We start from the raw sequence: 26,728 nt of genomic DNA on the forward strand, positions 1-26,728 counted from the left end.
TTTCTGCTTAAATTCAACGCTCTTAAAAACGCAGGCGATCGTTTAGATCCTGCAGCGAAACATCTGTTACATGTTTATGATTCTCCAATGTGTCAATGATATCCGAAGCAACTAGTTTGTTATCCTTAATACCAATTGCTAAACCACCTTTGCCTTCAAGCAAAAGTTTAACCGCAAAATCACCAAAACGACTAGCTAGAACACGATCTCTTGCAGTTGGACTGCCCCCGCGCTGAACATGTCCTAAAGTAATAGCACGTGTATGCAACACCCCAAATTTGTCCAACTTTTCTTTAAATTCGGCAGCAGACATTACTCCTTCAGCTAAAACGACTAAATTATGATCCTTGCCGTTTGCTCGATTCTGCTTAATTTTGCTTGCAATAGCCTGAATGTCATAATCCCTTTCAGGAATGACAATTGCATCTGCGTCTGCAGCTATGCCCGCCCATAAAGCGATATCTCCAGCGCCGCGCCCCATCACTTCGACAATGAAGGTTCTTTGATGAGATGTTGCCGTATCGTTTACACGATCAAGCGCATCAAGCGCAACACTGACGGCTGTATCAAAACCAACAGTGAAATCAGTTCCTGGAATATCATTATCAATAGTCCCAGGCATACCAATAGAATTGAAGCCATGTTGTGTCAAGCGTTCAGCTCCGTGATACGAGCCATCTCCGCCAATAACAACTAAAGCATCAATTCCAAATTTTTTGAGTTGTTCAATACCTTTGAGCTGTGTTTTTTCTTCCGCAAATTCTGGGAAACGTGCAGAGTACAATACAGTACCACCACGTGAAATGATCCCATCCATATCAATAGACTCTAATTTATGGATATCTCCAGCAACTAAACCAGCAAAACCGTAGTTAATACCGTAAGCCTCAAGTCCTGCTGACATTGCAGAGCGTGCAATTGCACGAACTGATGCATTCATTCCTGCTGCATCGCCACCACTTGTTAAAATACCTATGCGTTTCATTTTTTCACCTCAAGTAAATATTATGGAACAACACATTCTCCATTGCCTATCTTATCACTTTTATAAGTGTATGTCTTGCAAAAACAGAAATTAATTCACTTTATCACAATATGTTTTCATTTGTTTTCATTCCTTAAAACCACATTCTCTTGCCCCAGCAAATTTGATAACGCTACAATAACTTTTGAATCATTCTGCAACCAATATCGTTGACTAAGCATCATTTTTTTGGCAGTCTTTTCCTCGAACAAAATAACCGGCGTTTCACCATGATATTGATGCATTACCTTCAGCAGCTTTTGCTGAATCTGCTGATCAGTTTCTTTAGTCAATCTTACATAATAGATGTCGCTCAATTTCTCTTCAATCTCACTTGCAGGCATCATTTCGCGAGCTATTACTTGCAGCCCTCTTTTCGTCTGCTCTGCTTTTCCGGTGAGCAGCATAACCATCTTTTCCTTGAGTACAGGCATTACTTTTTTAAAAAGATCCGAAAAAACAGTAATGTCTACTTGACCAGTTTGGTCTTCCCCCGTTACAAAAGCCATCTGCTGTCCCTTTTTTGTCCGAATAACCTTTATTTTCTTAATATAAACCAGCAGATGTAAGTGTTCCTTTTGTTCCTGTATCCTTGAAATAGCAGTAATTTTTTGAGGGATTATCAAATTGTTGAACTGCTCAACCGGATGTGCTGAAAGATAGACTCCAAGATATTTCTCTTCATTTTTCAAACGTTCTTCTAAACTAATATCTGTAAAAGTATCATATTTTGGAGCTAATGCTTCGAGCAGTTCAACATTATTACCGCTCAATTCAATGTTACTCAGCATTTTAGGCAAATTTTTTAACAATGTCGCTCGATTATGTGCCATCCCATCAAATGCACCTGCATAAATCAGTGCCTCTAAGTATTCCTTTTTCAAGTAACGATTGTCTATCCGCTGCAAAAAAGCTTGAAAACTGCTAAATTTTCCACGCAAACGTCTCTCAGAAATAATGTGTTTTGCAAAATCACTCCTAATTGTTTTAATATTTTGCAATCCAAAATATATTTTTTGCTTGTGCAAAATAAACAAAAGTTGGCTCTCGTTGACGTCTGGTGCATGAATCTCTACACTGTGCTGTTTTGCTTCAAGCAAATAATCTTTCATCTTATCGCTGTTTCCGATTACTGTGTTGAGTAATGCTGCAAAAAAAGCAGCTGGATAATGCCGTTTGATATATGCAAGTTGAAAAGCCATCTTAGTATATGCAACAGCATGCGAACGATTAAATCCGTAACCGGCGAATTTTTCGATGTATTCGTAAACTTGTTCTGCTACCTTGGGCGCAAACCCTCTTTTTTCAGCTCCCGAAACAAAACGTGCTTTCATCTGTTCAATTACAGCACCCTTTTTCTTGCTCATTGCTCGGCGCAGTAAATCAGCTTGGCCAAGCGTGAATCCGCCCATTGTCGAGGCAACTTGCATAACCTGTTCTTGGTATACAAGAATACCATACGTTTTTTTTAAAATCGGTTTTAAAGATTCAGCTGGATACGTGCTCTTTTCTACACCATGTCTTCGTTGAATAAAATGATCAATATTTTCCATTGGTCCAGGCCGATACAAAGCGTTAACGGCCGCAATATCTTCAAATGAGCTGGGATGCAAACGCCTTAATACATTTTTTATTCCGGCTGATTCAAATTGAAAAACACCAGTCGTATCAGCTTCTTGAAAAAGTCTCAATGTTTCTGTATCATTTAACAAAATTTGATGTACATCAAGTTCATGTTGATAGCCGATCTTAACCAATTTAGTAGCATTATCTAAAATACTCAGGTTGCGTAACCCTAGAAAATCAATTTTCAGTAACCCTAATTCTTCAACCGTATCTTTAGTAAATTGCGTTAACAATATCTCATCATTACCCACCTGTAGTGGAACGACGTCTACTAAATTTTTATCACTTAGAATAATACCGGCTGCATGGATAGAAAAATGTCGTGGTAAACCCTCAAGACTAAGTGCTGTTTTGAAAAGAAGCTTATTCTTCTCATTATCCGCTACCAAATCACGCAGACGAGGGGAGTTCTTATAGGCCTCCTCCAACGTTATGTGCAAAGTTGCTGGAATAGCTTTGCTCCAAACATTCATTTCAAACTGCGGTATTCCAAGGACACGTCCAACATCACGCAAAACCTGTTTTGCACCCAAGGTTCCAAAAGTTATAATTTGGGCCATATGGTCCGATCCATATTTATGGTATACATATTGAATAATTTGCTGGCGTCGATTATCAGGTATATCTAAGTCAATATCAGGCATTTGAGCTCGTTCTTCATTTAAAAACCGTTCAAAAAGTAAATCATAGCGGAGCGGATCAACATCAGTAATAAAAAGAGTATAAGCTACAAGCGACCCCGCTGCTGATCCTCGTCCTGGTCCAGTAATAATTTGGGCTTGATGTGCATAATTAGTTACATCCCATACAATTAAAAAATAATCATCAAAGCCCATTCGATGAATGACATTAAGCTCATATTCTAATCTTTTTCGATAGACAGTTATATTTCCATCTGCATTTTCTTTTAACCTTTTTGCTAAACCATCTTCACACAATGTACGTAAAAATTGTTGTGCGCCTATATTCTCAGGTATTTTAAAATGCGGTAGTTGTGGAGCAGAAAAATGCAGTTTTAAATTAATTTCCTGACAAAGCTTCTGCATTGCATTTAATGGATCTTGCAAATTAAGCTGTTTATATGCGGAACTGATTTCCTGCACAGGCTGCAGCCAAGCTTTCCCTTTTATTTTGCTAGCTGCACTCAACTGCTCGGTGCTCAATTGATTGCCCTTCTTTATTGCATCGAGCACTTGCAATTCAAAAAAATCATTCTGATTCAAATAATTTACTGGTTCAACAGCGATTGTCGCCAACTGTACATTTTCAGCTAATTTATTCAGTGTTGCATACAGGGCATGCTCCATTTCTAAATCAATACCTACAAAAACATTTTTTGTGCTTCCAACTGCTTCACTTAGTCTTTCAAGATATTTTTTTGCACTCGCAAGTCTTCCATTAGAAACCGCCGCAACAACATAGCTTTTTTGAGGCGGCACTATTACTGCCAGATCCCTCAATTCCTGCTTGTTATCTAATTTAAATATTTCATCACCTTTAGATAGAGCCAGCATCTTTCTAGTTGAAATGCGCATTAAATTTCGATAGCCTTGCTCATTTTTAGCAAGCAGTAAAAGGCTATCCTCAGGTCCAAGTTCTAGAGTCAGTCCTATTATCGGTTTAATATCCGCAGCTAAACATTCATGATAAAAATCAATTGCCCCGTACATAACATTTATATCCGTCAGAGCTAATGCCGCATACCCTCTTTTTTTTGCTTCGTTCACTAATTGTGGGATTTTAATCGTACTTTGAAGCAAACTAAAACTGCTAATAACTTGCAAAGCTCCAAACACTGCTGACCCCACCCTTCTGTCTATATATACCTTATTATAGCAACACTTTTCTGCTAAAAAAATAATAATCTGTTCAATCACTTTTAAAAATTGTTCAAAAGCAGTTAAAAATATGCTAAACTACTGTTGTATTGCGAGGTGTTGTTCATATGTCAAAACAATTGACCATATTGTTTTGGGGATTTATTTACGGTGAAGTTATCGGTTATATAAGTTCGGCTTTGTCAGGCACGGAATTTTCCGCATTATCTAGTGGTCTTACTGCAATGATCATTGGTTTTATCGCTATAAATGCCCTTAATTTTTTCGTAAAAACACCCAAAACAAATAAATAACAAAAAGCGGCTGGTCAAAAACTAGCCGCTTTTTGTTTGCTGTTTACTAAACTGATTCATTTTTCTCTTCAGCTTTAAAAATAAGTTCGTTATGGGTTCCCAAATCGATTGTTACGACAGAATGCGGCATAATTTTACCCGCAATAATCTGCTTGGCTAACGGTGTTTCAACATGATTCGTAATAAATCGCTGTAATGCCCGCGCACCGTATGCTGGATCATATCCCTCATGCGCAATCCACTTTTTCGCTGTCATTGTTATTTCCAATTTAATTTCTTGTTCAGACAAGCGATTAGATAACAACTCAATAAACTTATCGACAATTTTTGTTATTGCTTGAATATTTAGTGGTGCAAACATAATGATATCGTCAATCCGATTCAAAAATTCCGGCTTAAAATGTGTTTGCGCCAATTTCATAACTTGATCACGCGTTTCAGACGTGATCTTGCCACTATCTGCGACCTTATCTAATAAGATACTTGATCCTAAGTTTGAAGTCATGATGATAATCGTATTTTTAAAGTCAACAGTTCGCCCCTGTCCGTCTGTTAGGCGGCCATCATCGAAAACCTGCAGCAAAATATTAAAGACATCGGGATGTGCTTTTTCCACCTCATCCAATAAAACAATTGTATATGGATTACGCCTTACCGCTTCCGTCAGCTGGCCTCCTTCTTCATACCCAACATAGCCTGGAGCCGCACCAACCAAACGCGATACTGATTGTTTTTCCATATACTCACTCATATCAATTCGAACCATGTGTTTTTCCGAGTCAAAAAGATTTTCAGCAAGTGCTTTGGCCAACTCGGTTTTCCCAACCCCAGTAGGACCAAGAAACAAAAAAGTTCCCAAAGGCTGGTCAGGATCCTGTAACCCTGCCCGCGCACGAATAACTGCGTTCGCAACAGCATCTACCGCCTCCTCCTGTCCAATGACACGTTTATGCAGAATTTCCGGCAAATGTAGAAGCTTTTCACGTTCACCCTGCACTAATTTTGCCACTGGAATACCAGTAGAACGACTGACAACCTGTGCAATCTCATTTTCAGTTACTGATTCCTCCACCAGCCAATTGTCAGGACGTTCAGCATGTTCGAGCTGAGCCAACTCATTTTCTAATGCCGGTATTGTTGCGTGTTGCAATTTAGCTGCTTTCTCAAGATTATAATTGTTTTCCGCCTCTTCCAGATCATGTTTTGCCTGGTCAAGTTCAGCTTTTTTAGAACTTAGTTTCTGAATATCAGCTTTTTCATTCTCCCAACGCATTTTGAGAGCATTGGTTTTTTGACGCGATTCAGCTAGTTCGGATTGAAGTTCGCTAAGCCTTTTTTTAGACGCTGGATCGTTTTCCTTCTTCAGTGCTGCCTCCTCAACTTCTTGACGCATGAGCTGCCGGGTGATCTGATCAAGTTCAGTTGGCATTGAATTCATCTCAACCCTGATTGTCGCACACGCTTCATCGATCAGATCAATCGCTTTATCCGGCAAAAAGCGATCAGTAATATAGCGATTAGAAAGTGTTGCCGCCGCAACAATTGCATTATCGTGGATTCTAACTCCATGATGAATCTCAAAACGTTCTTTAAGACCACGCAAAATTGAAATTGTATCCTCAACACTCGGTTCTTGAACAAGAACTCTCTGAAATCGCCGCTCAAGAGCTTTATCTTTTTCCATATATTCGCGATATTCATCTAAAGTTGTTGCCCCAATTAAATGTAGTTCACCACGTGCAAGCATTGGTTTCAGAATATTTCCAGCATCCATGCTGCCTTCAGTTTTCCCTGCTCCAACAATATTATGAATCTCATCAATAAAGAGAATGATTTTGCCTTCACTTTTTGTAATCTCTTTTAAAACAGCTTTAAGGCGTTCCTCAAATTCACCACGGTACTTTGCGCCTGCAATTAATGATCCCATATCCAATGAGAACAGCGTTTTATCTTTCAGGTTATCGGGAACATCCTTACGTACTATTCGTTGGGCCAAGCCCTCAACTATTGCCGTTTTCCCAACCCCTGGTTCACCTATTAAAACAGGATTGTTCTTAGTCTTGCGTGAAAGAATCCGAATCACATCACGAATTTCTTCATCACGTCCGATCACGGGATCCTGCTTACCGCTGCGAACCTGCTTGATCAGGTCAATACCGTACTTTTCCAAAGCTTTATATTGTTTCTCTTGATTTTTCGATGTCACACGCTCACCTCCGCGAAGATCTTCAATGATCTTTGTCATTTTTTTCTCTGTAAGCCCCTTAGATTTTAAATAACTGGTCAGAGGATGATACTTTAATTTAAACAATGCTAAAAATAGTGTCTCAACCGCTACATAATCATCCCCGAAACCTTCACGCAGTTTATCCGCTTCCTGCAGCAGTTTGAAAAGGTTCTGGCTCAATGTCTGACCATAATTCACTTGACCTTCTATGACTGCTAATTGGTCAAGCTCCTTATCAACCTCTCTTTCGATCTCTGAAACATTCATCCCTGCTCTTTTAAAAATTTCGGCTCCAAATTCCCCTGGCTGAAGCAGAAATTTAAATAATTGTGGAATATCTATCTCTTGTTGGTGTCTTGTTACTGCAATTTGTTGTGCTTCCGCAAGGGCTTCTTGGACCGCACTCGTCAATTTGTCTTCCTCCATTTTTATCTCCTTCATTATTTAATTAGTTCAGTTTTTCACTAAATGCAATTAAAGAATAACACCGCTTGTTCATATTGTGTTTTACGTAGCTTAAGCCGCAATACTTGACAATAAAAATCAAAAACAGTACCGCTAAAAAACCTGATAATTCCTCAAAAAGCTCAAAAATATCTCTAGCTAAAAACCGCTAAGCGACTTTCATCCGCTTAAGCAACGGTGAAATTTTCACTCAACGATTCCATTATAATATGAACATATGTTTGTGTTAATTATTTTGTTCGTGCAACTTCCGCGATAATTTCTAAAATTACAGATGTAGCCTGTTCCATTACTTGCACTGAAACATATTCAAAACGTGAGTGCATGTTCTCACCACCAGCAAACAAATTTGGTGTTGGTAGACCCATGAATGAAATTTTGGAACCATCTGTCCCCCCACGGACCGGATAAATAACTGGCTTGATTTCAAGATTTTCCATCGCCTTTTTAGCTATATCAACAACTGTCATATCTTTTTCAATTACTTCGCGCATATTGTAATACTGATCTTTCATATCAAGTATTACTCGCTTATTATCATAACTGGCATTCAATTGAGCTACAATTTCTTTAAAGAGTCGCTTGCGTGCTTCAAATTTTTGTCGGTCATGATCGCGAATAATGTATGTCATTTTAGCCTTGTCGACAGTCCCGTTCATTTCCAGTAAATGAAAAAATCCTTCGCGTCCGGATGTTTTTTCAGGTACCTCTCTGTTTGGAAGTTGGGCATGAAAATCAAAAGCAAGCTGAAGAGCATTAATCATCACATCTTTAGCTGTAGCAGGATGAACATTTTTCCCAATCAACTCTATCTTTGCTTGAGCAGCGTTAAAAGTTTCATACTCCAATTCGCCTAACGGTCCACCGTCAACCGTATAAGCTATGTCTGCTCCAAAATCTGCAACCTCAAAATTATCGGCACCGGTTCCTATCTCCTCGTCCGGACCAATACCAATTTTTATCTCACCGTGTTTTATTTCTGGGTGTTCAATTAAATATTCAATAGCTGTAATGATTTCGGAAATTCCTGCTTTGTCATCTGCCCCTAAAAGAGTAGTTCCATCAGTCGTAATAAGGTCCTGACCTGTATATTTCTTCAAACTTTCAAATTCATTTGGTGACAGTTTGTACTTGCCCTCCCCCAATGCGATATCGGATTTTCCATCATAGTTTTTTATAATTTGCGGTTTAATATTTTGAGCATTGAAATCAGCTGTATCCATATGTGCTATCAAACCGACTTTTTTTACCTCTTTGCCTTCCGGCAAATTTCCCGGCAATGTTGCGAAAACATAACCACTTTTTGAAGCAATGTGTACATCCTGCAAACCTATTTTTCTGAGTTCTTCGACCAAAGTGGCAGCAAATTCAGTTTGTGTTTTAGTTGAAGGAATTGTGGATGTATTTTCATCAGAGCGTGTATCCTTTTTTACATAATTGATAAAACGAGGTATTAATTTCACATATTTTGTCATCATAAGAGCTCCCTTGATCAAAATTAGATAAACATAAATGGATCTGTATTAAGTTTTGATGCAATTAAGCGTAACTTCCAATCATTTTCAACGTTCCATTTTGTAAACAACTCCAACAGTTTTTCCTTGCAAATACTTTCAATATGATGTCCTGGATCAAGCGCTGACAAGCCACTAGCCAATATGTCATGCCCTGTATGATATGAAATATCCCCAGTTACATACAATTGTGCTCCCTGTTGCTGAGCCTCTGGGTAAAACTTGCCGCCGCTTCCCCCTAAAACTGCAACACGCTCAATCTTTTTATTTGGTTCTTTTGAAACCACCCGTAAAGATTGAAGTTTGAAAATTTTCTTGCAAAATTCGGCATATTGTCTAACAGTTTGCGGTTCTTCTAAGAAGCCAATACGTCCCATTCCATACTTTTGACCGAATTCTTCAATCTTAAACAGATCAAAAACGGGTTCTTCGTATGGATGGGCTGTAAACATAGCTTTGAGTACCGCGCTTTTTTTGCGAGCTGGTAAAACAACTTCAATTTTTTCTTCCTCAACTTCTGTTAAGCTGCCTTTCTTGCCAATTGTAGGATGTGCTTGATTATTTGGTTGAAAGCGTCCAACACCCTCAAGTGAATAAGAACAGTTATTATAGTTTCCAACCTTCCCTGCATCTACAGCACCCAATGCAGCTCGCATTTTAGGAGCATCTTTTTGAGGAACAAAAACAGCTAGTTTGAACATCTGTTCATGTTTAGCAGGCAACAGAATAGATGTTTTTTTAAGATTCATTTTTTCGGCAAGCCAGTCATTCATACCACCATTCGCATTGTCTAAATTTGTATGTGCAGCAAAAACAGTAATATTATGTTTTAACAGTTCAGCATACATTCTATTTTGCGGATCAGCCAAGTCAAATTGCTTGATCGGTTTAAACATTGCAGGATGATGCGCAAAAATAAAATCAACTTTATTTTTTATTGCCTCTTGAACAACTTCCGGACGCACATCTAGAGTTACCATAAGTTTGTGAACCTCAGCCTCAAGACTTCCGAGCTGCAAACCAATCGGATCACCTTTTTCTGCCATAAAAGGAGGAGCAAACTCCGCAAAGCGGCTCACAATATCTTTTACTTTAACCATTTAGAACATCGCCAATCTTTCTAATTTTGTTTTTCAATGCTTTTTTTTGTTTTAAAGGGACTTGGTGAGCTTTTTGAATTTCACTTAAAATATGCTGCAGTTTTTTCTGTTCTTGCTCCCATTTTCTTATAAAAACTGAATTCTTCTCTTTTCTCAAAACAGGCCCAAACAGATAATCCTCAGCAGTCAGCCTATCCCTTTCTTCTTTCCATGTAGCAACAATTATTTCATAAATATGTTTATCTTCATCGATAATTTCTTCAGTTAAAATCTGGTAATTATTCTCATTCAACCATTTTCTGACTTGCCATTCCCCAACATTCGGCTGCAGAATTAAGTTAGGCTTGTTTTCCAATTTAGATTTACCTTCAGTCAAAATGTGGCATATTAGTGGTCCCCCCATACCGCAAATTGTTATCGTATCAATTGCATCCTTTTCGCTCACTGCTTCTAGTCCATCAGCTAAACGGACCATGATTTTTTTAGCAAGACCTTCTTTTTTTATTTCATGAAGAGCGTTCAGATATGGTCCTTCCACTACTTCACCAGCAACTGCATAGCTGATTTTATCGTTCAATCCCAGATATGCAGGCAAGTACGCATGATCCGAACCAATATCCGCGAGGCGTGCTCCTACCGGAACATACTTAGCTACGGTTAATAAACGTGTCGATAAATGTTTGGCATCCATTAAAGTACAACAACTCCTTATCAATATAGGACATATTTAAGTATAACTAACTCTGAATAACAAAAAAAGGCTAAGGCATTAAAAACAGGTCGTAAAATTTTGCTATTAAGTCCGAATGTATCAATAATTCCAATTTTTATAACACCGCCATTGCTCCTTAAAATAAAACACAAAAAAAGCTGAGATAAGATCATAGGCTATCTCAGCTTAAATTATTATGGCTTTAATATTCGGATGTATTTTTATCCAACTTAATTTTTACTTTTATTAAGTAATTCATTAAATTTTCAACCTATTTTTAATTTTTTCTACGCTTTAGCCAGAGCCTCTTCTAGATCTTCGATCAAATCCTCACCCTGTTCAATCCCAACCGATAAACGAATCAATTCATTTGAAATACCGTTCTTTAGCCTAATTTTTTCTGGAATAGAGCCGTGTGTCATAATAGCTGGAACTTCAACCAGACTCTCAACTGCTCCTAAACTTTCAGCTAAAGTAATAACTTTCAGAGCTTCGATAAATTTTTTAACTGAGCGGCCTTTCTTGAGTTCAAATGACAGCATCCCACCAAAACCATTCATCTGTTTTTTTACGATCTCAAAATCCTTTGAATTTGGATCGCCTGGATAATAAATTTTGGCAACATTTTTATTTTCATTTAAGAAAGCAAAAATTTCGCGTGCATTCTTTTCATGTGCTTGCATTCTAACTGCTAATGTTTTAATACCGCGTTGCAGCAACCAGCTGTCTTGTGGTCCTAAAATACCTCCGATTGCGTTTTGAAGATATCCAATTTTTTTGCCCAATTCGGAATCTTTGACTACGACCAAACCAGCAACCAAATCACTATGTCCACCCAGATATTTCGATGCACTATGCAACACGATATCTGCTCCCAGATTAAGTGGTTGTTGAATGTAAGGCGTTGCAAATGTATTATCAACAATCGTTAACAGATCGTTTTCATGACCAATTTCAGCTATTGCTGCAATATCTGTTATCCGCATCAAAGGATTAGTGGGAGTTTCAAGATAAATAGCCTTAGTATTGTCTCTAATAGCACTCTTAACTGCCGCTAGATCACGAGTATCAACTACTGTAAATTCAAGGCCTTGACGTTTCAAGACCGTATTAATCAAACGGAATGTTCCACCATAAACATCATTACCTACAATAATATGATCACCAGCAGAAAAAAGAGAAAAGACATTGTGGATAGCTGCTGAACCCGAAGCAAAAGCAAAACCAGCAACTCCATTTTCAAGATCTTTGATCAGATCTTCAACTGCCCTACGTGTTGGATTTCCAGTTCTTGAATATTCATACTCGACTTTGCCGCCAAGTTCGCTCTGTGCATAGGTTGATGTTTGATAGATAGGTACATTTACGGCGCCAGTTGCTTTGTCTCTACTAATTCCTGCGTGAATCAATTTTGTATTAAATTTCATTATGAATTTCCCCTTTTATGAATAAATATTCTGACTTAAATAACGCTCACTGCTATCTGGAAAGACAGTAACAATATTACTGTTAGGTTTTAATTCCTCAGCTAATTTTAAACTTGCCGCTAAAGCCGCCCCACTGGAACTACCAATCATTAGTCCCTCTTCTTGTGCCATTTGTTTGACCAAAGAAAATGCAGCATCATCACTAATCGTATAAATTCGATCAACGTTTTTTCTTTCTAAGAAAGGAGGGACAAATTCAACACCAATCCCCTCAATTCGATGAGAATGTTCTGTTCCACCATTAAGAATAGAACCTTCTGGTTCAACAACTGCTGTTTTAATCTGCGACACATGTTCTTTAAAATAACGTGCCATCCCAACAAAAGTTCCACCACTGCCAACACCGGCTACAAAACCATCGATTGATATATTATTGGTTTGCATCTCATGTTCAATTTCAGGAGCAATTGAATGATAATAAGCATCTGGATTATCCAAATTATCAAACTGCATCGGAACGTAACTATTTTGTATCTCAGCTGCCAATTCACGTGCTTTCTCTATCGCCCCAACTATACCTTTTTCACTGGGTGTGTGAACTAATTGTGCCCCTAAAGCTTGCATCAGGGTCTGTTTTTCTTGGCTAAATTTTTCAGGAACAACTAGGATTGATTTTAGTCCCAATTGTCCCGCCGCTAATGCAATCCCTATTCCTGTATTTCCTGCTGTTGGCTCGATTATTGTCGTACCTTCCTTGACTAAGCCTTCGGTCTGAGCTTGATGCAGCATATATTTACCTAAACGGTCTTTGATACTACCACCAGGATTAAACATTTCCAGCTTAGCAAATATATGTGAGCCCTTTGGAGCTGAAATTTTCAATTGCATCAGCGGTGTATCGCCAACCATCTCTTCAACTGCTTTGTATATCATTTGTTAACCTCCCCTTAGAAAAAAGAAAAAAAGGGCACGAATCTTTTAAGATTCGCGCCCTACGCGTAGGAAAGTAATTAGCTGTCTCCAAACAATTTCACGTTCAGTAAGAACTACAACATGAAATCAGCATATCCCAAAGCAGCCGTATTTCCAACGCCAAAACGCGAAATACGACAACAACATGGGTTATATGCAGTTTTCATGTTAAAATCAGCCATTTTTCTTCCCCTTTTCTTCTTTTCATTTAGAATACTCTAGTCGACTAAAGAAATCAAGTGACTATTCCAAAAAAATTTCGAACTTATCTCTCTGCGCTTTATTCTAAGAAATCTTTAAGTTGTTTTGAACGTGATGGATGTCGTAACTTTCGAAGAGCTTTTGCTTCAATCTGTCGAATTCGTTCACGAGTGACACCAAAGACTTTACCGACTTCTTCTAAGGTCCTAGTCCGTCCATCATCAAGCCCAAAACGTAACCGCAACACATTTTCCTCGCGATCAGTTAAAGTATCAAGTACACTCTCCAACTGCTCTTTAAGCAATTCATAAGCTGCATGATCAGCTGGGCTAGTCGCATCATGATCTTCGATAAAATCGCCTAAATGTGAATCATCCTCTTCACCAATCGGTGTTTCAAGCGAAACTGGTTCCTGTGCTATTTTCAAGATCTCACGCACTTTATCTGTTGGCATATCCATTTCTGCGCCAATTTCTTCTGGCATTGGTTCCCTACCCAGATCTTGCAACATCTGGCGTTGAATCCTGATTAATTTATTAATCGTTTCCACCATATGGACGGGAATTCTGATCGTCCTTGCTTGGTCAGCAATTGCACGCGTAATTGCTTGCCTAATCCACCAAGTTGCATAAGTGGAAAACTTAAAACCTTTTCGGTAATCAAATTTTTCAACTGCTTTCATCAAGCCCATATTGCCCTCTTGAATTAGATCAAGGAATGACATTCCACGTCCAACATAGCGCTTAGCAATTGAAACAACCAATCTCAAATTGGCTTCAGCAAGTCTTTGTTTTGCTTCGTCATCGCCTTCTTCAATCCTCAAGGCTAAAGCAACTTCTTCATCGGCAGTCAGTAAATTCACACGACCGATTTCTTTAAGATACATCCTAACTGGATCATTAATTTTAACGCCCGCAGGTGCTGAGACATCCCTGTCCTTGGTTGCTTTTTCTGCTTCACTCGAAGCGGCTTTTAAACTGTGCTCACTCGGTTCACCTTTTTCATCAACAACTGAGATTCCTGAATCTTCAACCTTTTGAATCATTGTTTCCATTCGTTTCGCATCTAAGCTAAAAGGTGTTACTAATTTTTTTGTCAAATCATCATAATTAATCTGTTTTTTTGCTTTATACTTTCTAATAAGTTCACGTAAAGCCTTAGTATATGCTACCTCATTCAATGCGTTGCTCTTTTTGTTTTCTGCCATGGGAGGTCCTCCTTATAATGATGTCGACTTTTCTACCTGTTGCTGACGTAATAGATTGACTAAATTGACTGTCAAGCTCGTCACCAAATCATTGTTGTTCATCCTTTTAGCATCGGAAAGCTGTTTTTTAATATCTTTTATTTTGTTTTCAAGTGGAGATTGATGCATGATCAAGTCAATGCAGTCATCTACCTCCTCTTCGCTTGCATCTTTTGCATAAGCACCCAATGCTAGTTCTATCAATATTTGGCGTAATGCCTCATCTTCTAAATAATCAAGAAAACGTGCTGTGTCATACTCATTATAAGCGTTAAAATAACCTTCAGCTATAATATAGATTGTTTGGTACATATCATGCACAAAAGAAAAATCTTTTATTTCTCTTAACTTTAACCAAACACTATGATCATGCAGCAAACGATACAATAATAAGCGCTCTGCTTTTTCAACACGATCTAGATGTCTCTGATCATTTTTGGATTTAACAATTCGATCTTTTCGCAATACCTCATTCTGTTTATTCTGCTGGTTAGTATCTTGTTTAGATTTATTCACATAGGCCTGCAATTGACTTTCAAGATTTACTTTCTCAATCCCGAAACGTTTAGCAAGCTGATTTAAATAAATATCCCTTTCGACTGGAGACTGCACCTTTGCCAGTTGCTGTAAAACATCAGCTAGATAAGCTAACTGATCTGCTTCATTTGACAAGTTGCGATCCTGTTCGTAATAGCGCATATAAAAAGCGACAACAGTTTCATGTGAGCTTTGTGCTAATTGATCGAATTTCTCTCCACCGTACTTTTTTACATATTCGTCTGGATCCATTTTTTCAGGAATATGCACAACTCCGAGTTCCATTTTAGTCAATGGCTCCAAGAGACTTAGCGCTCGCGCTGTCGCATGCTGTCCAGGATCATCACCATCATAACAAATGTCTAAATGGTCAGTTATTCGTTCAAGCAGATAGACCTGTTCATTTGTAAGACTTGTCCCCATTGAAGCTAATCCATTCTTTACTCCGGCCCGATAGGCAGCCAAAACATCCATAAAACCTTCAAATAAAATAGCCGATTTTTCTTGGCGGATCTTACTCTTGGCCTTGTCGAAATTAAAAAGCACTTTGCGTTTATTAAAAATAGCTGTTTCAGGACTATTCAAATACTTAGGTTTTTTTTCATTTTTGAGCAAAAGTCTCCCAGAAAAAGCAATCGTCTCACCACGAGGATCACGAATTGGAAAAAGAACTCTATCTCTAAAACGTTCTTTCAAGGAACCATCTTGCAGCTCAACGAAGAGTCCGGATTTACGTAAAAGCTGGTGGTCCAATCCTTTTTCCTTAAAAAAAGCCTCTAATAGTTCTTTAGTAGGTGCATATCCTAAATTAAATTCTTCAATCATTCCATCATCTAAGCCACGTGCATGCAAATATTTTAATGCCTGTTCACCCATTGATGTATTTACAAGAATATGGTTAAACAGATGGGCAGCGTCATTGTACATCGCCTTTAGCTTTGTTGTTTCAGATGATTCAGAAACATTGTCATTAGATAAAGATTGTGTAAACTCTTGCGCTAACTGAACATTGCCTATCTCAGCGACACGTATGACTGCGTCTGGAAATGACATGTTTTCAATTTCCATAATAAATTTAAAAACATTGCCCCCACGATGACATGAGAAACAATGAAAAATCTGTTTTTCTTCAGTAACCGAAAACGATGGTGTTTTTTCCTCATGAAAAGGGCAAAGTCCAAAATAATTTTTTCCTGATTTTCTTAGTTGAACATATTGTCCAACTATATCAACAATATTGACACTAGAGCGTACAGTCTCGATAACTTCTTCTGGAATTCGCCGACTCATACTATATCACCCCGTCTAGTCTAATAGTTGTTATGTTTACAAAAGTCGCACGTTAACGTGCGACTTTTCAGAAAAATTACAATCATATTTATGATACAATATCGTTTTTCAAAAAGCAACCAATTAAATTTTGCTTTGCACCTGTCACTGTAAGTCTATCACGTAACCCTTAATTTTCAATCAAAAAAGGCTTTGTCGCTAACTAGAATCTCACTAGTGACAACAAGCCTGAACCACTTACACATTCTGAGCGATTTCAATCAAAATTTTCAAACTTATTTAACATTCAATTTATCTAATGTCCCAAATTTGTGTGTCAATTTTGAAAGTGTCAAAAGCTGATTTAAACGATTAGCACGTATTTTCTCATCATCAACCATAATCATCGTTTTTTCAAAATAGTTATCAATTAAAGGACGCAACGAGCATAAAGCATTATACAGCTCATCAAGCGAATAAGAATTTATTTTGTTTTCAATTTTTGAAACGGCTGCAAACAATTCTTTCTCTGCTATATTTTCAAACAATGATGTATCAATTTTGCGCTCTTTATCCTTTGGCGCCTTTTCAGCTAAACGTAAGACACGTGTGAGTGCTTCGATATTCCCTTTAAAATCACCATCTTTTTGATGGTCCTTCAATATCATTGCAGCTTCTTTCATTTCAACAAATGAGTTAGCTGAAACTCCAGAAACAGTCTCAATTATATCAAAACTAAATTTGTTCTCACTAAGTAATTTTTTAATACGTTCAACTACAAAAGCACTCATTTCTTCAGAATTTTTTGTAGGTTTGATATTGGCATACAATGATGGTACATTTTGATAATTCTGCCTTATCATTTCTTGCAAAGAATCAACCGACAATTTCCAATTTCGAGCGAGTGTTATTCGAACGATACCCAGAGCTTGTCTCCTTAAAGCATATGGATCGTTTGAACCAGTCGGTATCATTCCAGATGCAAAAAAAGCTCCAATACTATCAATTTTGTCAGCAATAGCTAACATAGCCCCGACTTTTGACTCTGGCAGTTTACCGTCTGAGGAATTGGGAAGATAATGTTCACGAATTGCAGTCGCAACTGCTGGCTGTTCGCCCTTCAACAAAGCATATTTTTCACCCATAACACCTTGAAGTTCGGCAAATTCTCCGACCATTCCTGTAACCAGATCAAATTTGTAAATTTGTGCAGCACGGTCAAGTGCTTCTACTTCAGAATCGCTTAAACCATTTCCTTTATCTAAGTTTGCGACTAACAGCTTGCATAAGAGTCTTACGCGTTCCATTTTTTCATATATCGTACCAATTTTATCGTGGAACATAACTTTCTTAAGTCGATCAACATAGTTTTCAATTGTTTTTTGCTGATCTTCGTGGTAGAAGAACGCCGCATCCTCAAGCCTTGCAGTTAAAACTTTTTCATTTCCGGCTACGACATTTTCTAAATGTTCCTTATTCCCGTTTCGCACCGAAACAAAATTTGGAAGCAAGTTTCCTGATTGATCCAAAACGTAGAAGAAACGCTGGTGATCTTTCATTGAAGTTATTAGAACTTCATCTGGAATATCTAAATACTTTTCATCAAAACTTCCCGCGAAGACAGTTGGAAACTCAACTAGATTATTGACTTCTTCAAGTAATTCCGGATCGACAATAATTTTCCAATTATTTTGCTTGGCTAATTGTTCTATCTGGTCTTTGATCATTTGTTTACGTTCACGTGCATCAGCGATAACCTTTTGTGCGACTAAGGCCTGTGGGTAGTCCTCTGCACTTTCTAGTACAACATCAGTTCCTAAAAAGCGATGTCCTTGCGTAATACGGTCTGTCTGAACATTTAAAATACTGAACGGAATAACTTGCTTATCTAAAAGTGCTACTAACCAACGGATAGGCCGTACATACTTAAAATCATTATTTCCCCAACGCATCATGGTTGGAAAAACCATTGAAGTAACTGTCTCCTTGATTTCTATAAAAATTTCAGCAGCCGTTTTACCAGCAATAAATTTCTTAACGTATGCGTATTCTGTACCCTTGAGTTCCTTGAAAAAAATATCATCTGGTGTCATTCCTTGACCACGGGAAAAACCGATCGCAGCTTTAGACCAATTTCCATCCTTATCAACAGCTATTTTTTTTGCAGGCCCTTTAGCTTCCTCTTCGATATCACTTTGTTTATCAGCTAAACCACTGATCTTAACAGCTAATCTGCGTGGAGTCGAAAAGACTGCTATCTTATCAAAAAACAAACGCTGCTCTTTCAGAAAAGAACTAATACGTTCTTTTAATTGCTGTGCACTCGGAGTTACGACATGTGCAGGGATCTCTTCCAACCCTACTTCAAGTAAGAATGTATGACTCATGCTTATTTGTCCTCCTTTAATAACTTATTCCGCAATGTTTCATCTTTTAATAAAGGGAAGCCTAATTTCTTTCGTTCGGCTACAAAAACCTTAGCTACAGACTTGGCCATATTTCGAATCCTAGCTAAATAACCAGCTCTTTCGGTAACAGAAACTGCTCCGCGCGCATCCAACAAGTTAAATGTATGACTGCATTTCAAAACATAGTCGTATGCCGGATGAACCAAACCATTTTTTATCTGCTTTTTTGCCTCTTTTTCATAGGTGTCAAATAAATTGAACAGCATCTCTTGATTACTTTCTTCAAATGAATATTTTGAATGCTCATACTCCGGTTCGCCAAAAATATCACCATACTTGACTCCCGCAGCCCATTCTAAATCAAAAACTGAATTAACATCTTGAATGTAAGATGACAGACGTTCCAATCCATAAGTAACCTCTGAAGCGACCGGCCTTACCTCAAGTCCTCCAACTTGCTGAAAATATGTAAACTGTGTAATCTCCATTCCATCTAACCAGACTTCCCAGCCAACACCAGCACAGCCCATAGATGGATTTTCCCAGTTATCTTCAACAAACCTAATATCATGCTCATTAGGATCAATTCCCAACGCACGTAGACTATCTAAATACAAGTCCTGAATATTTGCGGGAGATGGTTTCATGATAACTTGAAATTGATGATGTTGGTAAAGACGGTTAGGATTTTCACCGTAACGTCCATCTGCTGGTCGTCTTGAAGGTTCTACGTAGGCAGCGTTCCAAGGCTCAGGGCCGATTGCACGCAAAAACGTATAGGGGCTCATCGTTCCTGCACCTTTTTCAGTATCATAAGCTTGCATCAGCATACAGCCTTGTTTTGACCAAAAATGCTGAAGTGTCAAGATAATATCTTGCAAAGACAATTTTTCCGACATTGTTTTCCTCCTTAATAATTAGCGAATGACTACCCCATTTATGAAAACATAAAAAAACCTATGCGACCACAAATAGAATAGTCACATAGGGACGATTTTTAATATAACCGCGGTTCCACCCTACTTCTAGTATATATACTAGCTGCTCAATTAAATTAGGCTCCGAAAACGCCAATGCACGCTATCCGTGTCTGCTTCCACCAACTATCCAGACTCGCTGTAACCGTAAAAAAGTGCACCCTTCTTCATCAACGCCAATCTTATCAAATTAAGGATAAGCGAGATAATGCTGTTTGTCAATTACCTATCATCATTTAAAACAATATGCGGCCATTTTTTTATATCATCTAAAAACTTTTTTGCTTTGATATTGACTCCAACATCGTTATTATAAATCTGATTTAAAGTCAATCGAAGCTTATCCTTGGTATCTTTTTTGACCCTTATTGATCCGAGTCGCATAATATCCACTTGCGAAAAAAAGCGCAAGAAGTAAATCGTCCTTCGGTCTAGTTGAAGACGATGAGAATCTAGATGCCAATGATTTTGACATAATAAACCGCCATAACTCTCTGAAAAATCATAAATTCCAACACTTTTATGACAAATAACACAATCTCTTAAATTAGGTTTAACCCCAAATCTTCCTAACAATTGAATTTCAATAATATTTGTCACAATTGCAGGGTCCAGACCATCATTAATTAATGAGATTGCTTTTTCAATTTTGATATACCATTCATTCAAAGGCCGATTATCATTAAAAGCCGCTTCTGCAAGTCCCAAAATATATGCTGAATAAGCATTCAAGATAATATCTTGGCAAATAGTCTGGTACTGACTGGAATCTTTGACTGCACTTATGAATGACAGCCCTTCATCATTGATTGTTCCAATATAAGTTGCCTTTGTAAATGGAAGAATTGCCGCACTCAAACGAAACCCCTTCTTGCGTGCACCACGTATGAAGAACATCTTAAACCCGAAACGATCAGTTAGAATTTTAACTAGCATGTCCCGCTCACGATAGTCCTTGCGATATACAACGATTCCAGAAAACTCTGCCATTTTCGTTGTTCCCAAACTATCACTCCCCTGCTAGCTTTTTACAGTCAAAAAATCAAAAATTTGATAATCTCTCGCACTATCTCTCTTTAATAATCATCCTGTCTGTAGCCGAGAGCTTTTAAATCCGTTTGTTTATCCCGCCAGTTATTTTGAACTTTCACCCACAATTCTAAATATACTTTATCACCTAAAAGCAACTCAATATCTTTGCGGGCCTTTGTCCCGATCGTTTTCAGCATTTTCCCACCTTTTCCGATCAAAATGCCTTTCTGCGAAGATCGCTCAACAATAATCGTAGCTTGAACAAGAATCTTTTCTTCATCTTCTCTTTTAACACGTTCAACAATTACAGCCACTGAGTGTGGAACTTCTTCACGTGTTAACTCCAATACCTTCTCACGAATCAACTCGCCCGCAATAAAGCGCTCCGGATGATCTGTAACCTGATCTTCTGGATAAAACTGTGGGCCCTCAGGTAAGGTACCACTAATTGCTGTTATAAGTTCTTCACAATTATTTCCTTGGAGCGCAGAAATCGGATAAACCTCTTTGAACTCTAATTCTTTACGGTAATCATCAACGATTTCCAAAAGATGATCGGGATGTATCTGATCAATCTTGTTAATCACTAAAAAAATAGGCTTTTTGACATCTTTCAAACGTTTAATAATAAAATCGTCTCCGCGTCCTCGTTTTTGGGTAGCATTGACCATAAACAAAACAGCATCCACTTCATTTAAAGTCGATAACGCTGCCTTAACCATGAAATCTCCAAGCCGACTATGTGGTTTGTGAATTCCAGGAGTATCAATAAATACAATCTGAGTTGACTCAGTCGTATAGATCCCTTGAATTTTGTTACGTGTTGTTTGTGCTTTATCACTCATAATAGCAACTTTTTGTCCAACAGCACGATTTAAAAAAGTTGATTTGCCTACATTAGGACGACCAATGATAGCAACAAAACCTGAATGTTTTTTTATCTCCATTTTCTACCCTCTTAATTTAAAATAAGTTACACAGTTTAGGAACAAAAATAACAAGTGCGACAATAAGCGCGAAAAAAGCTGAAAGCAACACTGCACCTGCAGCCATATCTTTCGCTTTTTTTGCGAGGATACTATATTGGTAATCGGTCACCAAATCGACAATGTTCTCCGCAACTGTGTTCCAAATCTCATTGATGATTACCAAGGAAATACTCAGACACAGCCATAACCATTCTCCTGCAGACAATTTCAAAAGCCACCCTAGGATAAGAGCCATTGTGGCTGCAAACAAATGAAAGCGCAAATTGCGCTCTTCACCCATCATCGTTTTAAGTCCTTGGCAGGCATGATAAAAAGATTGCTTAAATTTAGTGTGTTTCCATCTATTCTTTTTATTTTTTAAGTCCATAAGCATCCAAAATCTCACGTTGTAAATTAAACATAACCGTCTCATCTTCATGGCGCATATGATCATATCCATTGAGGTGTAAAAAGCCATGGACTACCAAAAAGCCAAGTTCTCTTTCCTCTGAATGGCCTAAATATGCAGCCTGCTCCTTGACTTTGTCAACAGACACCATAATATCACCAATATTTTTTGGTACTTCAAAAGTACTATCTTCCGGCATAATAATAGGAGTATCGTCATCGGTCTGTTCTTCAATTGCGAAGCTAATGACATCAGTTGGTTTGTCAACCCCACGATATTTTTTATTAATTGCATGTATTTTTTCATTGTCCATTAATGTCACTGACATTTCAGTGTCTTCAGGCAATTTGATATAATTTCCAGCATAGTCCAGTAAGTTCGTTATTAACTTAATCCATTCTTCACTCACTTGTTTAGTTTCATCGTAAATTTCTAAATCCACTATTTTTGCCCCTCTTTTTCAGTTTCATGCGCATAGGCTTGAATAATTTCAGCAACAACTGGATGACGCACAACATCCGCTGCATCAAAATTAACAAATTCTACATGAGTTAGGTTTTTTAAAATATTCTCTGCATCTACCAGTCCGCTTTGCCTGTGTCCACGTGGAAGATCAATCTGGGTCTTGTCACCATTAACCACCATCTTAGAACCAAAACCAAGACGTGTTAAAAACATCTTCATTTGTGCTCTTGTTGTATTTTGAGCCTCATCTAATATAACAAAAGCGTTATCCAATGTTCGCCCACGCATATACGCTAACGGTGCAATCTCAATCACACCACGGTCTAATAAACGTTCAGTATGTTCCTTCCCCAAGACGGCATGCAAAGCATCATACACTGGCCGTAGGTAAGGATCCACTTTTTCTTTTAGATCTCCTGGCAAAAACCCCAATGATTCTCCAGCCTCTACAGCAGGTCTAGTAAGGATTATTCGATCTACCATATTCTTTTTCAACGCTGCAATTGCCATTACAACAGCCAAAAAAGTCTTACCGGTTCCGGCTGGCCCTATTCCAAAAACAAGATCGCTATTCTTAATTGCCTGAACATACTGCCGCTGTCCAAAGTTTTTTACACGAATCGGCTTTCCCTTTTGATCTTTAAGCAGTACATCCGTATATAAATCCTGAAAATAGTCCAAAGTTCCCTTGTCCGCCATCTTTATTGCAGACAGAACATCTGCACTGCCGATTGTAATGTTCTGTGCAAGCAACTTAGATAATTGCTGGAGAATATTCAGCGCTTTTGTAACTGCCTTTTCTTCCCCAGTGATTTTTATCATATCTCCAAAAGGACGAATAACAATGTTCTCATTTTCTTCAAGTAATTCAATATATTTATCATGTGTTCCCAACAAAGCCACACCTTGTTGAGAATCAATTAATTTGAACTCTTTTTCAACCAGCTGTTTTTCCGTCAATCCATTTTGCTCCTTCAACTAAGCATTATATGGTTAAATCATAGCATAAAAGGCTGTTTAACAAAAGCTAAGGCTTTAATAAAATTTTTCAGCAAAAACAAAAAGGCGGGTTGTCCATCACAGACAATTCGCCTTTCGCATTCACAATCCAACATATTCTCAACTATTGAATGAAAATTATTAGTTCAATAATGATTTTACAACTGAATTTACTAACTTCCCGTCAGCCTGTCCCTTCACTTGAGGCATAACTGCACCCATCACTTTGCCGAAATCAGCTTTTGATGATGCTCCAACTCGTTGCATCGTTTCTTGAACAATAGCCTTTACCTCATCTTCGCCAAGTTGTTTCGGCAAGTAACGCTGAACAACTTTAATTTCGTTTTCAAGTCCGGGAACCAAGTCATCACGCCCAGCAGCCGAAAACTCAACAACAGAATCCTTACGTTGCTTCAGTTCACGCGATAAAACAGCTATCTCTTCATCAGAAGTTAACGTATGGCCCACTTTAATCTGTTCATTTGTCGCAGCGGACTTCAACATACGAACAGTACTCAAAGTTTCCTTATCGTGAGCTTTCATAGCAGTCTTCAAATCATTATTCAATGAATCAAGTAAGCTCATCAGTTCTATCCCTCCTTAGGAATTAGAAACGACGTTTGTTCTTACGCTTTCTTGCTGCTTCAGATTTTTTCTTGCGTTTCACACTAGGCTTCTCGTAGAATTCACGTTTACGATATTCTTGTAAAGTACCTGTTTTTGAAACGGTACGTTTGAAGCGACGAAGAGCGTCATCAAGAGATTCGTTTTTACGAACGACTGTCTTTGACATTTTGTTTCCCTCCCTCCGAGCTTAAAATGTAACCGTTATATTCTGCATAAACACACAAACTTTAACAGTTCTATATTATTATACCCAAACCTCTGTCAGCCGTCAATATAACTTTACCGCTATTCACTAAAATAATTAGTAAAAAGCAATTTATGCTGATTGTTTTAAATGATAATTCATTATACTATATACGTAGTTAATAAAGCGTTTTTAAATTTATTAAGCGGGGGGAAAAAATGTCTAATAATAAGAAACTATCAATTTTCATTATCTCCGATTCTTTGGGAGAAACAGGCTACAATCTTGCTCAGGCTGCATACGTGCAGTTTCCTGGTATCGATTTTAAATTGACTCGTTTTCCACTAACTAAAACAACTTCGCTCTTAGGTGGCATTCTTAATCAAGCTAAAAGAGCTGATGCGTTAATTATCCATACATTTGTTGATCCGCATCTTTCAGAATACGTTACTTCTTTTTGCAAAAATAACAAGCTCAGCGTCCTAGATGCATTATCTCCCATGATTGATATGATTAAAGGAAAAACAGGCTCTAATCCGCTGGGAAAAGCTGGTTTAAACCATAATCTCAACGAGACTTATTTTAATCGTATCAAAGCACTTGAATTTGCAGTTACTTATGATGATGGCAAAGATCCATCTGGTTATTTGAAAGCAGACATTGTACTCTTAGGTGTTTCGCGTACTTCAAAAACACCTCTATCATTGTATCTTGCTAACAAAAATCTTCTCGTCGCCAACCTTCCCCTTGTTCCAAAAGCTAAAATTCCCGATGAAATCTGGAAAGTCGATCGCCAAAAAATAATTGGCCTGACAAATGACCCTAAAATTCTTAATAATATCAGGCGCGAACGTATGCTAACCTATGGTTTGAATCCAGATACTAATTACTCCAATGTAGACAATATTGAAGCTGAGTTAGAATATGCAAACGATCTATATAAAAAGCTTGGATGTCTTGTTATTAACGTTTCAAACAAGTCAATCGAAGAAACGGCTACGCTAATTACCGAAAGCTTGGCTAAATAATATTAATAAAATGTGGCGTATAGCATAAGTTGGTATGGTTTGAGTATTAATGCGAAATTATAGCATACTTCTTTGTTAGAAGTAATTCGAAGTTACACAGAAAATTTTGAATTATGAAGCAAATAAGGGATTAGATCAAAAAGTTAATTTTTTTGATCTAATCCCTTATTTAGGTCTTGTATTATTTACATTGCGATACTTACGTCTAATTATACCTAAAAAATCAGATTTTTCCTTTATTGGCAACAATTTTAGTCAGCATCTCTGGATCAAAAGTCTGTTTTTTAAACATACTAATCTCATAGGCATATGGCGGAAATGCATTCTTTTTATCAGGTCCGACATAAGGTGTCTCCATAATTTTAGGAATTTCTTTAAGGTCACGATGGTGCGCAATATAGTTCAGAGAATCAAACCCAATCGTACCGAAACCTATATTAGCATGCCGATCTTTATGACTTCCCAATTTGTTTTTAGAATCATTAATGTGAACGACCTTCAATCTTTCCAAACCGATAGTATGATCGAATTCATTGAGTACACCGTCAAAATCCTCCTTGATGTTATATCCAGCATCATTAGTGTGGCATGTATCCAATGTTACCGAAAGTTTCTCATTGTGTGTCACCCCGTCTATAACCTGTGCAATTTCTTCAAAGGTGCGACCAACTTCTGTTCCCTTGCCTGCCATCGTCTCAATTGCTATTTGCAAAGTTTGTTCAGGATCAATGACTTCATTAAGCCCTTTAACTATATTGTCTATAGCAGCCTTGGCGCCTGCCCCGACATGTGCTCCCGGATGAAATGTCATTTGCTTGGCTCCAAGTGCTTCCGCACGTTTGACCTCATCTTTTAGAAAAGCAACCGCAAAATCAAAGTTTTCAATCTTTTTAGTATTGCCCAAATTAATAATGTATGGTGCATGAACTACAATATTACTGATATTATGCCTCTTCATATAATCGTGGCCAGCATCGATATTCATGTCCGCTATTTTTTTACGTCGCGTATTTTGAGGAGCTCCTGTGTATATCATAAAGGTTGTTGCACCGTATTCCACTGCTTCTTCAGCGGAACCCAGAAGCATCTTACTTCCCTTCATTCCAACATGTGATCCAAGTAGCATTTTCAATTCTCCTTTTTGCTTAATTTAGACTAAAAGCACGATTTCCCGAACCAT

The 26,728-nt window shown here is 37.9% G+C and carries 22 protein-coding genes; 2 read left to right on the forward strand and 20 right to left on the reverse strand.

The window, feature by feature from the left end; translation table 11 throughout:
* Positions 1-22: 22 nt before the first annotated feature.
* On the reverse strand, positions 23-985 hold the full coding sequence (gene pfkA / locus FD20_RS02945; protein ID WP_057736098.1) for a 6-phosphofructokinase: 963 nt from the start codon (positions 983-985) through the stop codon (positions 23-25).
* Positions 986-1,101: 116 nt separating this feature from the next.
* Positions 1,102-4,446, reverse strand: coding sequence for a DNA polymerase III subunit alpha (dnaE, locus tag FD20_RS02950; protein WP_057736099.1), 3,345 nt, complete (start codon positions 4,444-4,446; stop codon positions 1,102-1,104).
* A gap of 149 nt (positions 4,447-4,595) precedes the next feature.
* Here dnaE and FD20_RS02955 point away from each other — a divergent pair, with 149 nt between their 5' ends.
* Positions 4,596-4,781, forward strand: coding sequence for a DUF2929 family protein (locus FD20_RS02955; RefSeq protein ID WP_057736100.1), 186 nt, complete (start codon positions 4,596-4,598; stop codon positions 4,779-4,781).
* A gap of 46 nt (positions 4,782-4,827) precedes the next feature.
* On the opposite strand, the gene clpB is transcribed toward FD20_RS02955, so the two are convergent.
* The 17 genes from clpB to rpsU all read right to left on the reverse strand — a co-directional run bounded on the left by clpB (position 4,828) and on the right by rpsU (position 24,502).
* Positions 4,828-7,434: an ATP-dependent chaperone ClpB gene (clpB, locus tag FD20_RS02960; RefSeq protein ID WP_057736101.1), complete on the reverse strand. Its 2,607-nt coding sequence runs from the start codon at positions 7,432-7,434 to the stop codon at positions 4,828-4,830.
* Positions 7,435-7,703: 269 nt separating this feature from the next.
* A complete protein-coding gene (gene pepT / locus FD20_RS02965) occupies positions 7,704-8,948 on the reverse strand; it encodes a peptidase T (protein WP_057736102.1) in 1,245 nt (414 codons plus the stop codon).
* A 23-nt stretch (positions 8,949-8,971) separates the two neighbouring features.
* Positions 8,972-10,087, reverse strand: coding sequence for a Nif3-like dinuclear metal center hexameric protein (locus FD20_RS02970; RefSeq protein ID WP_057736103.1), 1,116 nt, complete (start codon positions 10,085-10,087; stop codon positions 8,972-8,974).
* Entirely contained in the window at positions 10,080-10,778 is a 699-nt protein-coding gene (locus FD20_RS02975; RefSeq protein WP_057736104.1) for a tRNA (adenine(22)-N(1))-methyltransferase, read from the reverse strand. Before FD20_RS02975 ends, FD20_RS02970 begins: the two co-directional genes overlap by 8 nt.
* 308 nt (positions 10,779-11,086) lie before the next feature.
* On the reverse strand, positions 11,087-12,226 hold the full coding sequence (locus FD20_RS02980) for a trans-sulfuration enzyme family protein (protein ID WP_057736105.1): 1,140 nt from the start codon (positions 12,224-12,226) through the stop codon (positions 11,087-11,089).
* A gap of 15 nt (positions 12,227-12,241) precedes the next feature.
* The gene (locus FD20_RS02985) at positions 12,242-13,159 is read right to left on the reverse strand and encodes a PLP-dependent cysteine synthase family protein (protein WP_057736106.1); all 918 of its coding nucleotides are present in this window, start codon (positions 13,157-13,159) and stop codon (positions 12,242-12,244) included.
* A gap of 319 nt (positions 13,160-13,478) precedes the next feature.
* Positions 13,479-14,606 carry an RNA polymerase sigma factor RpoD gene (rpoD, locus tag FD20_RS02990; RefSeq protein WP_057736107.1) on the reverse strand — a complete coding sequence of 376 codons (1,128 nt, stop codon included), beginning with the start codon at positions 14,604-14,606 and terminating at the stop codon, positions 13,479-13,481.
* Positions 14,607-14,618: 12 nt separating this feature from the next.
* Positions 14,619-16,472: a DNA primase gene (gene dnaG, locus FD20_RS02995; protein ID WP_057736108.1), complete on the reverse strand. Its 1,854-nt coding sequence runs from the start codon at positions 16,470-16,472 to the stop codon at positions 14,619-14,621.
* A gap of 275 nt (positions 16,473-16,747) precedes the next feature.
* Positions 16,748-18,838 carry a glycine--tRNA ligase subunit beta gene (glyS, locus tag FD20_RS03000; RefSeq protein WP_057736109.1) on the reverse strand — a complete coding sequence of 697 codons (2,091 nt, stop codon included), beginning with the start codon at positions 18,836-18,838 and terminating at the stop codon, positions 16,748-16,750.
* 2 nt (positions 18,839-18,840) lie between these two features.
* Entirely contained in the window at positions 18,841-19,758 is a 918-nt protein-coding gene (gene glyQ, locus FD20_RS03005) for a glycine--tRNA ligase subunit alpha (RefSeq protein WP_057736110.1), read from the reverse strand.
* A gap of 300 nt (positions 19,759-20,058) precedes the next feature.
* Entirely contained in the window at positions 20,059-20,826 is a 768-nt protein-coding gene (recO, locus tag FD20_RS03010) for a DNA repair protein RecO (protein ID WP_057736199.1), read from the reverse strand.
* A gap of 86 nt (positions 20,827-20,912) precedes the next feature.
* The gene (gene era, locus FD20_RS03015; protein ID WP_057736111.1) at positions 20,913-21,815 is read right to left on the reverse strand and encodes a GTPase Era; all 903 of its coding nucleotides are present in this window, start codon (positions 21,813-21,815) and stop codon (positions 20,913-20,915) included.
* A 16-nt stretch (positions 21,816-21,831) separates the two neighbouring features.
* Positions 21,832-22,224, reverse strand: coding sequence for a diacylglycerol kinase family protein (locus FD20_RS03020; RefSeq protein WP_057736200.1), 393 nt, complete (start codon positions 22,222-22,224; stop codon positions 21,832-21,834).
* Positions 22,208-22,687 carry an rRNA maturation RNase YbeY gene (gene ybeY, locus FD20_RS03025; RefSeq protein WP_057736112.1) on the reverse strand — a complete coding sequence of 160 codons (480 nt, stop codon included), beginning with the start codon at positions 22,685-22,687 and terminating at the stop codon, positions 22,208-22,210. Before ybeY ends, FD20_RS03020 begins: the two co-directional genes overlap by 17 nt.
* Complete coding sequence (locus tag FD20_RS03030) at positions 22,687-23,670, reverse strand: PhoH family protein (protein WP_057736113.1); 984 nt, start codon at positions 23,668-23,670, stop codon at positions 22,687-22,689. The genes ybeY and FD20_RS03030 overlap by 1 nt, the downstream gene beginning before the upstream one ends.
* A gap of 180 nt (positions 23,671-23,850) precedes the next feature.
* On the reverse strand, positions 23,851-24,294 hold the full coding sequence (locus FD20_RS03035) for a GatB/YqeY domain-containing protein (RefSeq protein ID WP_057736114.1): 444 nt from the start codon (positions 24,292-24,294) through the stop codon (positions 23,851-23,853).
* A 22-nt stretch (positions 24,295-24,316) separates the two neighbouring features.
* Complete coding sequence (rpsU, locus tag FD20_RS03040; protein WP_003690207.1) at positions 24,317-24,502, reverse strand: 30S ribosomal protein S21; 186 nt, start codon at positions 24,500-24,502, stop codon at positions 24,317-24,319.
* Between the two features lie 236 nt (positions 24,503-24,738).
* Here rpsU and FD20_RS03045 point away from each other — a divergent pair, with 236 nt between their 5' ends.
* A complete protein-coding gene (locus tag FD20_RS03045) occupies positions 24,739-25,548 on the forward strand; it encodes a pyruvate, water dikinase regulatory protein (protein WP_057736115.1) in 810 nt (269 codons plus the stop codon).
* Positions 25,549-25,771: 223 nt separating this feature from the next.
* Here FD20_RS03045 and FD20_RS03050 read toward each other — a convergent pair whose 3' ends face one another.
* The gene (locus FD20_RS03050) at positions 25,772-26,674 is read right to left on the reverse strand and encodes a deoxyribonuclease IV (RefSeq protein ID WP_057736116.1); all 903 of its coding nucleotides are present in this window, start codon (positions 26,672-26,674) and stop codon (positions 25,772-25,774) included.
* Between the last annotated feature and the right edge of the window lie 54 nt (positions 26,675-26,728).

Source organism: Liquorilactobacillus uvarum DSM 19971, from assembly GCF_001434935.1.
GTDB classification, from domain to species: Bacteria; Bacillota; Bacilli; order Lactobacillales; family Lactobacillaceae; genus Liquorilactobacillus; species Liquorilactobacillus uvarum.

Excerpts from the sequence above, each read along its gene's own strand:
- pfkA (WP_057736098.1), bottom strand. The coding sequence starts at position 985 with ATGAAACGCATAGGTATTTTAACAAGTGGTGGCGATGCAGCAGGAATG.
- FD20_RS02955 (WP_057736100.1), top strand. The coding sequence starts at position 4,596 with ATGTCAAAACAATTGACCATATTGTTTTGGGGATTTATTTACGGTGAA.
- clpB (WP_057736101.1), bottom strand. The coding sequence starts at position 7,434 with ATGGAGGAAGACAAATTGACGAGTGCGGTCCAAGAAGCCCTTGCGGAA.
- pepT (WP_057736102.1), bottom strand. The coding sequence starts at position 8,948 with ATGACAAAATATGTGAAATTAATACCTCGTTTTATCAATTATGTAAAA.
- FD20_RS02970 (WP_057736103.1), bottom strand. The coding sequence starts at position 10,087 with ATGGTTAAAGTAAAAGATATTGTGAGCCGCTTTGCGGAGTTTGCTCCT.
- FD20_RS02975 (WP_057736104.1), bottom strand. The coding sequence starts at position 10,778 with ATGGATGCCAAACATTTATCGACACGTTTATTAACCGTAGCTAAGTAT.
- FD20_RS02980 (WP_057736105.1), bottom strand. The coding sequence starts at position 12,226 with ATGAAATTTAATACAAAATTGATTCACGCAGGAATTAGTAGAGACAAA.
- FD20_RS02985 (WP_057736106.1), bottom strand. The coding sequence starts at position 13,159 with ATGATATACAAAGCAGTTGAAGAGATGGTTGGCGATACACCGCTGATG.
- rpoD (WP_057736107.1), bottom strand. The coding sequence starts at position 14,606 with ATGGCAGAAAACAAAAAGAGCAACGCATTGAATGAGGTAGCATATACT.
- dnaG (WP_057736108.1), bottom strand. The coding sequence starts at position 16,472 with ATGAGTCGGCGAATTCCAGAAGAAGTTATCGAGACTGTACGCTCTAGT.
- glyS (WP_057736109.1), bottom strand. The coding sequence starts at position 18,838 with ATGAGTCATACATTCTTACTTGAAGTAGGGTTGGAAGAGATCCCTGCA.
- glyQ (WP_057736110.1), bottom strand. The coding sequence starts at position 19,758 with ATGTCGGAAAAATTGTCTTTGCAAGATATTATCTTGACACTTCAGCAT.
- recO (WP_057736199.1), bottom strand. The coding sequence starts at position 20,826 with ATGGCAGAGTTTTCTGGAATCGTTGTATATCGCAAGGACTATCGTGAG.
- era (WP_057736111.1), bottom strand. The coding sequence starts at position 21,815 with ATGGAGATAAAAAAACATTCAGGTTTTGTTGCTATCATTGGTCGTCCT.
- FD20_RS03020 (WP_057736200.1), bottom strand. The coding sequence starts at position 22,224 with ATGGACTTAAAAAATAAAAAGAATAGATGGAAACACACTAAATTTAAG.
- FD20_RS03035 (WP_057736114.1), bottom strand. The coding sequence starts at position 24,294 with ATGAGCTTACTTGATTCATTGAATAATGATTTGAAGACTGCTATGAAA.
- rpsU (WP_003690207.1), bottom strand. The coding sequence starts at position 24,502 with ATGTCAAAGACAGTCGTTCGTAAAAACGAATCTCTTGATGACGCTCTT.
- FD20_RS03045 (WP_057736115.1), top strand. The coding sequence starts at position 24,739 with ATGTCTAATAATAAGAAACTATCAATTTTCATTATCTCCGATTCTTTG.
- FD20_RS03050 (WP_057736116.1), bottom strand. The coding sequence starts at position 26,674 with ATGCTACTTGGATCACATGTTGGAATGAAGGGAAGTAAGATGCTTCTG.